The sequence below is a fragment of the Streptomyces sp. NPDC048659 genome, assembly GCF_040650575.1.
Classification (GTDB): domain Bacteria; phylum Actinomycetota; class Actinomycetes; order Streptomycetales; family Streptomycetaceae; genus Streptomyces.
The window spans coordinates 1-10,182 of record NZ_JBEZHM010000115.1; the positions used below are offsets into that span (position 1 = coordinate 1).

The following is a 10,182-nucleotide window of genomic DNA, read 5'->3' on the forward strand; positions in this document are numbered from 1 at the left end:
ACGGCCTGGAGCGCCTCGCCGAGGCCCTCGCCCTCGAACTGCGGCTGCTGATCAGCGCCCTCGGCAAGTACGCGCCCGCCGCCCTGGCCCCGGGCTGCTCCGCGGCCGTCCGCCGTACGCGTGCGAAGGTCCCGGTGTGCCGTCCGGCTCAGGCGGCCGGCGGCGGGGTCGGGCCGCCCTGGCCGCCGTCCGGCCCGTCCTTGTGGGCGAGTTTCTCGATGGCCTCCTTGGCCTTCCCGGTGCCGGTCTCGATCTTGTCGCTGTACTTGCCCTTGGTCTTCTCGTCGACCATCTTCGCGGCCTTGTCCAGACCCTGCTCCACCTTGTCCCCGTGCTGCTGCGCGAGGTCGGTGACCTTGTCCTTCGCCGGGGCGAGCTTGGCCTTCAGTGAATCCAGGAGACCCATGGGGTCACCCTCCCTCCGACGGACCCCCGAGGGCCCGTGTCCATGCCGGTCCGTGTGCACGTCCGGGAACTACGTCCGGGCGCCTTCGCCGGCCTCGTCGTCCGCGGCCGCCTCGGCCGACTGCTGCTTCGGGATCTCGACGGCCCCGGCCTTCGCCTCGGCCGCCGCTTCCGCCTCCGCGGTGTCCGGCTCCTCGGTCACGGCCGCCCGGCCCGCGGGGTCCGTGACCGTGGCGTCCTCGCCGTCCTTGGTGGCCTTGCGCCGAAACATCGCGAAAACGCCCATATCTGCTCCCTAGCCTACTCAGGGTCGGAATCCCGCAACAGCAACGAAGCCGGGTGGGGCCCGTCACGTCGCTCGTTCGGGGACGGGCCCCGGGGTTTGCGAGACTGGTGCGGTGAGAAGCGCACCTCCCGCCCCGCGGGTCATCGCCGTCGTCGGTCCCACAGCGGCCGGCAAGTCCGATCTGGGCGTCTTCCTCGCCCAGCAGCTGGGCGGCGAGGTCGTCAACGCCGACTCGATGCAGCTCTACCGGGGGATGGACATCGGCACCGCCAAACTGACGCTGGAGGAGCGCGACGGCGTCCCGCACCACCTCCTCGACATCTGGGACGTGACCGAGGCCGCCAGCGTCGCCGAGTACCAGCGGCTGGCCCGCGCGGAGATCGACCGGCTGCTCGCCGAGGGCCGCGTCCCGATCCTCGTCGGCGGCTCCGGCCTGTACGTGCGCGGTGCCCTCGACGTCATGGAGTTCCCCGGCACCGACCCGGAGGTCCGGGCCCGCCTGGAGGCCGAACTGGAAGAGCGCGGCTCCGGCGTCCTGCACGCCCGGCTCGCCGCCGCCGACCCCGAGGCCGCCCGCGCCATCCTGGCCGGAAACGGACGCCGCATCGTGCGCGCCCTGGAGGTCATCGAGATCACCGGGAAGCCCTTCACGGCCAACCTGCCCGGCCACGAGTCCGTCTACGACACCGTGCAGATCGGCGTGGACGTCGGCCGCCCCGAACTCGACGAGCGGATCACCACGCGCGTGGACCGCATGTGGGAAGCCGGGCTGGTCGACGAGGTGCGGGCGCTGGAAGCCCGGGGCCTGCGGGAGGGCCGGACGGCCGCCCGCGCGCTCGGCTACCAGCAGGTGCTCGCCGCGCTCGCGGGGGAGTGCACCGAGGACGAGGCGCGCGCGGACACCGTCCGCACCACCAAGCGCTTCGCCCGCCGCCAGGACTCCTGGTTCCGGCGCGATCCGCGCGTCCACTGGCTGAGTGGCGCCGTCGCGGACCGGGGGGAACTCCCGGGGCGGGCGCTGACGTTGGTCGAACGAGCGGTTACAGCCTGATCACGTGATGGCATCGGGACGTCATGCCCGTCATTCCGGGGGGTGGGACCGTGCCATCATCGAGCATCGATCGACCAAGTGGAGTCCGAGTTGGGAGGGCGCGTGGCGATGGAGGCCGGCCCTCGCGACACGGAAGAGCAGGCCGCCGTCCGGGGGGAGACCACCGGTGGGGCGGCCGGCCTGACCCCGGACGGGCCCGACCAGGCCGAGGGCAGCGCCGTCGAGGTGGACGCGGCCGAGGTCGAGGTGGAACTGCGCCCGCAGCGCCGCCTGAGGATCTGGCAGCTCGCCCCGATCGTCGGGCTCGCCGCCGTCGGCTCCCTGATGTTCGCCTTCCCGCTCGCCTTCGGCTCGGGCGAGGGCGGCGCCGTCGTCGCCATGCTCGGGCTCCTCATCAGCTGCTGCGCGGCCGGCTGGGGCATGATGGCCGCCCGCCGCGTCGGCTACACCTGGCCGGGCCTGCCCGCCCGAGGCTCCGGCGAGCGCCCCAATTGGCGCGCCCTCGCCCTGTACGTCTCCCTGAGCGCCCTCCTGGTCGCCCTGGCCGTCTGGCGCGTCGCCCGCCTCCGCTGAGCCGCTGCCGCTGCCGCTGCCGCCGGCCCGCCGCCGCGCGCCCACGGCCCGCCGCGGCCCGCGCGCGGCCGGGCCCGCCCCGGCGGCCCCGGGCGCCCCGCCCCGCCCGGCCCGTCCCGCCTCCTGGACCCTCCCGGCCGCTGTCGGCGGCGACCCGTACAGTTGATCCCGTGACCAGCGCGCAGACCTCGCCCCTCGCCTTCCTCAAGGGCCACGGCACCGAGAACGACTTCGTGATCGTCCCCGACGCGGACAACGCCGTGGACCTGCCGCCCGCCCTCGTCGCCCGGCTGTGCGACCGGCGGGCCGGGATCGGCGGCGACGGCGTGCTGCACGTGGTCCGCAGCGCCGCCCACCCCGACGCGCGGCACCTGGCCGACGAGGCCGAGTGGTTCATGGACTACCGCAACGCGGACGGCTCCGTCGCCGAGATGTGCGGCAACGGCGTCCGGGTCTTCGCCCGCTATCTGGAGCACGCCGGGCACGTCACCGCCGGCGAGGTCGCCGTCGCCACCCGCGGCGGTGTCAAGCGCGTCCACCTCGACAAGGACGGCTCCGTCACCGTCCGCATGGGCCGCGCCGTGCTCCCCGAGGACGGGGTCACCGTCACCGTCGGCGAGCGCAGCTGGCCCGCCCGCAACGTCGACATGGGCAACCCCCACGCGGTCGCCTTCGTCGACTCCCTCGACCACGCGGGCAATCTCTACGTCGAGCCGCCGTACGAGCCCGCCGCCGTCTACCCGCACGGCGTCAACATCGAGTTCGTCGCCGACCGCGGCCCCCGCCACGTCGCCATGCGCGTCCACGAGCGCGGCGCCGCCGAGACCCGCTCCTGTGGCACCGGCGCCTGCGCCGTGGCCGTCGCCGCCGCCCGCCGCGACGGCGCCGACCCCGCCCGCACCGGCACCCCCGTCACGTACACCGTCGACGTCCTCGGCGGCACCCTCGTCATCACCGAGCACCCCGACGGCGAGATCGAGATGACCGGACCCGCCGTGATCGTCGCCGAGGGCACCGTGGACCCCGCCTGGCTCGCCCCCGGAATCGAAACCGCCACCGGCTGATCCGTCCCTCGAATGGGTGATCCGGTTCACGCTCGGCGAGAGCGGGACTGCGCCACGTGGTGGGGTCGGTAGCATCAAGCACCGGCCCGCCGGGCACACCCCGCCCCGGCCCTCCGCCGGTCCATGCCGCCGGAGGTGCCCATGAGCGCAGAGGCCACCAACCCCGTGAGCGAGGCCACCGGGCCCGACGCTCCCGGCCGCAGACGCGGCCGTCCGAGGATCGACCTGCGCCGGCTCGGCCGCGCGGCCCTGCTCGGCGCGACCGCCGGACCCGCCGTCCGCGACCGGCTGCCGGACGCCATCGGGCACGTCGGCGAGGCGCACCGCGCCCACCACCCCGAAGCCGACCTGGCCGTGCTGCGCCGGGCGTACGTCCTCGCCGAGTCCTCGCACCGCGGCCAGTTCCGCAAGAGCGGCGAGCCGTACATCACCCATCCGCTCGCGGTCACCCTGATCCTCGCCGAACTCGGCGCCGAGACCACCACCCTGACCGCCGCCCTGCTCCACGACACCGTCGAGGACACCGAGGTGACCCTCGATCAGGTCCGCCGCGAGTTCGGCGACGAGGTCGCCTACCTCGTGGACGGCGTCACCAAGCTGGAGAAGGTCGACCACGGGGCGGCGGCCGAGCCCGAGACCTTCCGCAAGATGCTCGTCTCCACCGGCAACGACGTGCGGGTCATGTCCATCAAACTGGCCGACCGCCTGCACAACATGCGCACCCTCGGCGTGATGCGCCCCGAGAAACAGGTCCGCATCGCCAAGGTGACCCGGGACGTCCTCATCCCGCTCGCCGAACGCCTCGGCGTCCAGGCCCTCAAGAGCGAGCTGGAGGACCTGGTCTTCGCCATCCTCCACCCCGAGGAGTACGAGGCCACCCGCGCCCTGATCGCCGGGAACAGCGGCGCCGACGACACCCTCGGCGCCATCGCCGAACAGGTCTCCGGGCTGCTGCGCGAGGCCGGTGTCGGCGCCGAAGTCCTCGTCCGGCCCCGCCACTTCGTCTCCGTCCACCGGGTCCGCCTCAAGCGCGGCGAACTGCGCGCCAGCGACTTCGGCCGGCTCCTCGTCCTCGTCTCCGAGGACGCCGACTGCTACGCGGTCCTCGGCGAACTGCACACCTGCTTCACCCCGGTGGTCTCCGAGTTCAAGGACTTCATCGCCGCCCCCAAGTTCAACCTCTACCAGTCGCTGCACACCGCCGTCGCCGCCCCCGACGGCGCCGTCGCCGAAGTCCTCATCCGCACCCACCGGATGCACAAGGTCGCCGAGGCCGGCGTGGTCGCCCTCGGCAACCCGTACAACGGCCAGGACACCACCGCCGAGCAGCCCGGCGAGGACGGCGAGCGCGTCGACCCCACCCGCCCCGGCTGGCTCTCCCGCCTCCTCGACTGGCAGCAGTCCGCCCCCGACGCCGACACCTTCTGGACCTCGCTGCGCGCCGACCTCGCCCAGGACCAGGAGATCACCGTCTACCGCGCCGACGGCGGGGACCCCGGCGCCATCAGCCTGCCCGCGGGCGCCACCTGCGTCGACGCCGCCTACGCCCAGTACGGCGAGGCCGCCCACACCTGTCTCGGGGCCCGGGTCAACGGCCGGCTCGCGCCGCTCGGCACCGTCCTGCGGGACGGCGACACCGTCCAGCCGCTGCTCGCCCAGGACACCGCCTCCGGGCCCTCCCCGCAGTGGCTCGACCACGCCCGCACCCCCGCCGCCCGGATCGCCATCACCGGCTGGCTCCAGGCCCACCCCGAGGCCGCCAAGATCCCCGCCGCCGCCCCCCGCCCCGCCGCCGGCGTCACCGCCGACCGGCGCTCCGGCGCCCGGCTGCGCGCCGAGCTGCCCGGCACCGAGACCCCCGCCGTCCGGCCCGCCGGCTGCTGCACCCCCGTACCGCCCGACGAGATCACCGGCTTCGTCGTGCGCGGCGGCGCCGTCACCGTCCACCGCACCGCCTGCGCCTCCGCCGACACCATGCGGCGGCTCGGTCGCAGCCCCGTCACCGTCGACTGGGGCGACACCGACGCCTGCCGGGTCACCCTGGTCGCCGAGTCCTTCGGCCGCCCCCGGCTGCTCGCCGACCTCACCGAGGCCATCGCCACCGAGGGCGCCGCCGTCGTCGCCGCCACCGTCGAACCCCCCAGCGAGCAGCGGGTCCGGCACACCTACACCCTCCAACTCCCGGACGCCGCCGGACTGCCCGCCCTCATGCGGGCCATGCGGGACGTCCCCGGCGTCTACGACGTCAGCCGCGCCCGGCACCCCGCGTCACCCCGGCCCTGACCCCTTCGGGTGGCGGGCGCGCGCGCCGCCCGGGGGAGCGGCCCGCGCCCTGGTAGCGGTAGCCCATGCCGCTCCCCACCCGAACCCGCCGCACTCCCGCGCCCCGCGCGCGCGTGCTGCGCTCCGCCGTCCTCGTCGCCCTCTCCGCCGGGCTCGTCGCCGCCGCCCTGCCCCCGGCCGCTCCCCTCGGCATCGGGGACCCGCTCTTCCCGACCCTCGGCAACCCCGGCTACGACGTCCTGTCGTACGACATCTCCCTCACCTACCCCGGCCGCAACACCGAGCCCCTCGCCGGGGTCACCCGCATCCAGGCCCTCGCCACCGACGACCTGGCCCGGATCAACCTCGACTTCACCCACGGCACCGTCTCCGCCGTCACCGTCGAGGGCGAGCCCGCCGCCTACGAGTCCGCGGGCGAGGACCTGGTGATCACCCCCGCCCGCCCGGTCGCGCGCGGCGAGGCCGTCGAGATCGACGTCACCCACACCAGCGACCCGCGCGGGCCCGCCGACAGCGGCGGCTGGGTCCGCACCGGCGACGGCCTCGCCATGGCCAACCAGGCCGACGCCGCCCACCGGGTCTTCCCCTCCAACGACCACCCCTCCGACAAGGCGTTCTTCACCTTCCGGATCACCGCCCCCAGCGGGCTGACCGCCGTCGCCAACGGCCTGCCCGAGAGCCGCGTCCGCGACGGCGCCACCACCACCTGGACGTACCGCACCGCCCACCCCATGGCCACCGAGCTCGCCCAGGTCTCCATCGGCGACTCCACCGTCGTGCACCGCGAGGGCCCGCACGGCCTCCGGCTCCGGGACGTCGTCCGCACCGCCGACCGCGAGCTCCTGGAGCCCTGGCTGCGGCGCACCCCCGGCCACCTGGAGTGGCTGGAGAGCCGGCTCGGCACGTACCCCTTCGAGACCTACGGGGTGCTGATCGCCGACGCCGACACCGGCTTCGAGCTGGAGACCCAGACCCTCTCCCTCTTCGAGCGCGGCCTCTTCACCGAGCCCGGCTACCCCGAGTGGTACGTCGACTCGATCATGGTCCACGAGCTCTCCCACCAGTGGTTCGGCGACAGCGTCTCGCCCCGCCGCTGGTCCGACCTCTGGCTCAACGAGGGCCACGCCACCTGGTACGAGGCGCTGTACGCCGAGCAGAAGGGCGGGCCCACCCTGGAGCGGCGCATGAAGGCCGCCTACGGGGCCTCCGACCAGTGGCGCGCCGACGGCGGCCCGCCCGCCGCGCCCAAGCCGCCGGAGCCCGGCGAGAAGATCAGCCTCTTCCGCCCCGTCGTCTACGACGGAGCCGCCCTCGCGCTGTACGCGCTGCGCCACGAGATCGGCACCGACGCCTTCCAGCGGCTGGAGCGCGCCTGGGTGGGCGAGCACCGGGACGGCACGCCCGGCACCGCCGACTTCACCGCCCTCGCCGAGCGGATCTCGGGCCGCGACCTGAAGCGCTTCTTCGCCGACTGGCTCTACGCCCGGAAGACCCCGCCCATGCCGGGCCACCCGGACTGGAAGAGCCGGGCGCCCCGGGCCTGAAACCGGGATGACGGGCCCGGTGCGGGCGTGTCACCATCGTCTGGTCGGCGGCGCGGCCGGGCCCCGGGAATTCTTCCCGGACGTCACGCGTTGTGACTGCCGTGACGGAGTTCTCCGTGACCACTTCCTCTTCGACGTAAAGGATCCAATGACCTCCTCTTCATCTTCTTCCCAGGACGAGCAGAGCTTCGCGGAGACCAGCCGCACCGAGAGCCTTCGGGCCGATGCCCTGATGGAAGAGGACGTCGCCTGGAGCCACGATATCGACGGGGAGCGGGACGGCGACCAGTTCGACCGCTCCGAGCGCGCGGCGCTGCGCCGCGTCGCCGGCCTCTCCACCGAGCTCGAGGACGTCACCGAGGTCGAGTACCGGCAGCTGCGCCTGGAGCGCGTCGTGCTGGTCGGCGTGTGGACCTCCGGGACGGTGCAGGACGCGGAGAACTCCCTGGCGGAGCTCGCCGCGCTCGCCGAGACGGCCGGCGCCCTGGTCCTCGACGGCGTCATCCAGCGCCGCGACAAGCCGGACCCGGCCACCTTCATCGGCTCCGGCAAGGCCCGCGAGCTGCGGGACATCGTGCTGGAGACCGGCGCCGACACCGTCGTCTGCGACGGTGAGCTCAGCCCCGGCCAGCTGATCGCCCTCGAAGACGTCGTCAAGGTGAAGGTGGTCGACCGGACCGCCCTCATCCTCGACATCTTCGCCCAGCACGCCAAGTCCCGGGAGGGCAAGGCGCAGGTCGCGCTCGCGCAGATGCAGTACATGCTGCCGCGGCTGCGCGGCTGGGGTCAGTCGCTCTCCCGTCAGATGGGTGGCGGCGGCGGTGGCGGCATGGCCACCCGCGGCCCCGGTGAGACCAAGATCGAGACCGACCGGCGCCGGATCCGCGAGAAGATGGCGAAGATGCGCCGGGAGATCGCGGAGATGAAGACCGGCCGCGACATCAAGCGCCAGGAGCGCCGGCGGAACAAGATCCCGTCGGTCGCCATCGCCGGTTACACCAACGCGGGCAAGTCCTCGCTGCTCAACCGCCTCACGGGCGCGGGCGTCCTGGTGGAGAACGCGCTGTTCGCCACCCTCGACCCGACCGTGCGCCGGGCCGAGACGCCCACCGGCCGGGTCTACACCCTGGCCGACACGGTCGGCTTCGTCCGGCACCTGCCCCACCACCTGGTCGAGGCGTTCCGCTCCACCATGGAGGAGGTCGGCGACTCCGACCTCATCCTGCACGTGGTGGACGGCTCGCACCCGGCTCCGGAGGAGCAGCTGGCGGCGGTCCGCGAGGTCTTCCGCGACGTCGGCGCGGTGAACGTGCCGGAGATCGTCGTCATCAACAAGGCGGACGCGGCCGACCCGCTGGTCCTCCAGCGCCTGCTCCGGGTGGAGAAGCACTCCATCGCCGTCTCCGCCCGCTCGGGCGAGGGCATGGAGCAGCTGCTGGCGCTCCTGGAGTCCGAACTGCCGCGCCCGCAGGTCGAGATCGAGGTCCTGGTGCCGTACACCGAGGGCGGCCTGGTCTCGCGGGTGCACGCCGAGGGCGAGGTCCTCTCCGAGGAGCACACCGCGGAGGGCACCCTGCTCAAGGCGCGGGTGCACGAGGAACTGGCGGCGCTGCTCGCGCCGTACGTCCCGGCCGCGCACTGACACCGACCGACGAGAGCGCCGGCCGTCTCCCTTCCGGGAGGCGGCCGGCGCTCTCGCGTGGGTGGGGCTGGGTCAGCGGGCGAACTTCTTGCTGACCATCTCGTGCGCCGCCTTGGCGCCCTTGCCGAGCTGCGGTCCGGCCAGCCAGCCGTTGCCGCCGGCCGGGCCGATCGAGGTGTTCGACACCAGCGCGGTCGTGCCGTTGGGCAGCACCCGGAACCAGCCGCCGCCGGAGGAGCCGCCGGTCATGGTGCAGCCGATGCGGTACATCGTCGGCGTGGCCGGGGCGGTGGTGAGGCGGGTGCCGCGGTCCAGGCACTTGTGCATGATCATGCCGTTGTACGGCGGCGCCGCCGGGTAGCCCCAGGCGCCGAGGGTGCCCGCCTGCGCGGCCGACGGGGCGGAGAAGTCGACCGGCAGGGCCACGCCCACGGTCTCCTCCAGCGACTTGCGGCCCCGCTCCGGCTGGACGTGCAGCACGGCGTAGTCGTACGGCCACGCCTGGTTGGTGCCGCCGCTCTTGATCCACTCGCCCGAGGTCACGGCCCAGTCGGCCCAGTACTGGCCGTACGGGTAGATCTCCTGCGGCTGCGCGGTGCGCAGCGCCGCCGGGGACTTGCCGAGGTCGTTGAAGGCCGGGACGAAGGTGATGTTGCGGTACCAGCCGCCCTTCTTGCCCGCGTGCACGCAGTGCCCGGCCGTCCAGACCATGTTGGACCGGCCCGGGTTGCGCGGGTCCTTGACGATCGTGCCGGAGCAGACCATCGAGCCCTGCGGCGAGTCGAAGAAGATCTTGCCGACCGGGGCCGCGTTGCGGTGGTACGGGGTCTTCTCGCGCTGCGCCTGGACCGGGCGCGGCACCGGGTCGCTGCCGGAGGTGCCCGCCTGCGCGGTGATCGTCGGGTCGGGGCTCTTGGCGGACTGCATCCGGGCCGGGTCCCAGAGGCCGTCGATCACCGGGTTGACGAAGTCCTGGGCCTCGCGGAGCCAGGTGTCCTGGTCCCAGTTCTTCCAGTCGCCGTTCTTCCACTTGTCGAGGTCGACGCCGTGCTTCTTCAGCTTGCCGGCGATGTCGTCCGCGAGGTCCGCGCCGGAGCCGTCCGCGGCGGGCGCGCTGGAGGCCGCGGGCGTGTCGGCGGGCTTGTCGGCCGCCGGGGTCTCGGTCGGACCGCAGGCCGTGGCGGTCAGCGCGAGCGCCGCCGCCAGGGCCGTGAGGCCGGGCAGGAGCCGTATGGAACGCCCATCCAGGGCGTCGGCGGCTTCACCTCCCCGCCCGACGGCCTCTACGCGGCCTTCCGGCGCGTCCTCGACCGGCACGGCATCCTCTGGATCTC

The 10,182-nt window shown here is 74.0% G+C and carries 9 protein-coding genes; 6 read left to right on the top strand and 3 right to left on the bottom strand.

Annotated features, from left to right (window positions below):
• Positions 1-148 precede the first annotated feature (148 nt).
• Together AB0C99_RS38960 and AB0C99_RS38965 are read right to left on the bottom strand one after the other, a co-directional pair.
• Positions 149-406, bottom strand: coding sequence for an antitoxin (locus AB0C99_RS38960; RefSeq protein WP_362485159.1), 258 nt, complete (start codon positions 404-406; stop codon positions 149-151).
• Between the two features lie 69 nt (positions 407-475).
• Positions 476-691: a hypothetical protein gene (locus AB0C99_RS38965; protein ID WP_362485161.1), complete on the bottom strand. Its 216-nt coding sequence runs from the start codon at positions 689-691 to the stop codon at positions 476-478.
• 112 nt (positions 692-803) lie between these two features.
• Here AB0C99_RS38965 and miaA point away from each other — a divergent pair, with 112 nt between their 5' ends.
• From miaA to hflX, 6 genes are all read left to right on the top strand, one after another.
• On the top strand, positions 804-1,742 hold the full coding sequence (gene miaA, locus AB0C99_RS38970) for a tRNA (adenosine(37)-N6)-dimethylallyltransferase MiaA (protein ID WP_362485163.1): 939 nt from the start codon (positions 804-806) through the stop codon (positions 1,740-1,742).
• Positions 1,743-1,850: 108 nt separating this feature from the next.
• Positions 1,851-2,315: a hypothetical protein gene (locus AB0C99_RS38975; RefSeq protein WP_362485165.1), complete on the top strand. Its 465-nt coding sequence runs from the start codon at positions 1,851-1,853 to the stop codon at positions 2,313-2,315.
• Positions 2,316-2,485: 170 nt separating this feature from the next.
• On the top strand, positions 2,486-3,379 hold the full coding sequence (dapF, locus tag AB0C99_RS38980) for a diaminopimelate epimerase (RefSeq protein WP_362485167.1): 894 nt from the start codon (positions 2,486-2,488) through the stop codon (positions 3,377-3,379).
• A gap of 141 nt (positions 3,380-3,520) precedes the next feature.
• Positions 3,521-5,662 carry an HD domain-containing protein gene (locus AB0C99_RS38985; RefSeq protein WP_362485169.1) on the top strand — a complete coding sequence of 714 codons (2,142 nt, stop codon included), beginning with the start codon at positions 3,521-3,523 and terminating at the stop codon, positions 5,660-5,662.
• 65 nt (positions 5,663-5,727) lie between these two features.
• Positions 5,728-7,206: a M1 family metallopeptidase gene (locus AB0C99_RS38990; protein ID WP_362485171.1), complete on the top strand. Its 1,479-nt coding sequence runs from the start codon at positions 5,728-5,730 to the stop codon at positions 7,204-7,206.
• A gap of 148 nt (positions 7,207-7,354) precedes the next feature.
• Positions 7,355-8,848, top strand: a complete 1,494-nt coding sequence (hflX, locus tag AB0C99_RS38995) for a GTPase HflX (RefSeq protein WP_362485173.1) — start codon at positions 7,355-7,357, stop codon at positions 8,846-8,848.
• A 72-nt stretch (positions 8,849-8,920) separates the two neighbouring features.
• On the opposite strand, the gene AB0C99_RS39000 is transcribed toward hflX, so the two are convergent.
• Positions 8,921-10,096 carry a hypothetical protein gene (locus tag AB0C99_RS39000; protein WP_362485175.1) on the bottom strand — a complete coding sequence of 392 codons (1,176 nt, stop codon included), beginning with the start codon at positions 10,094-10,096 and terminating at the stop codon, positions 8,921-8,923.
• Positions 10,097-10,182: the final 86 nt, after the last annotated feature.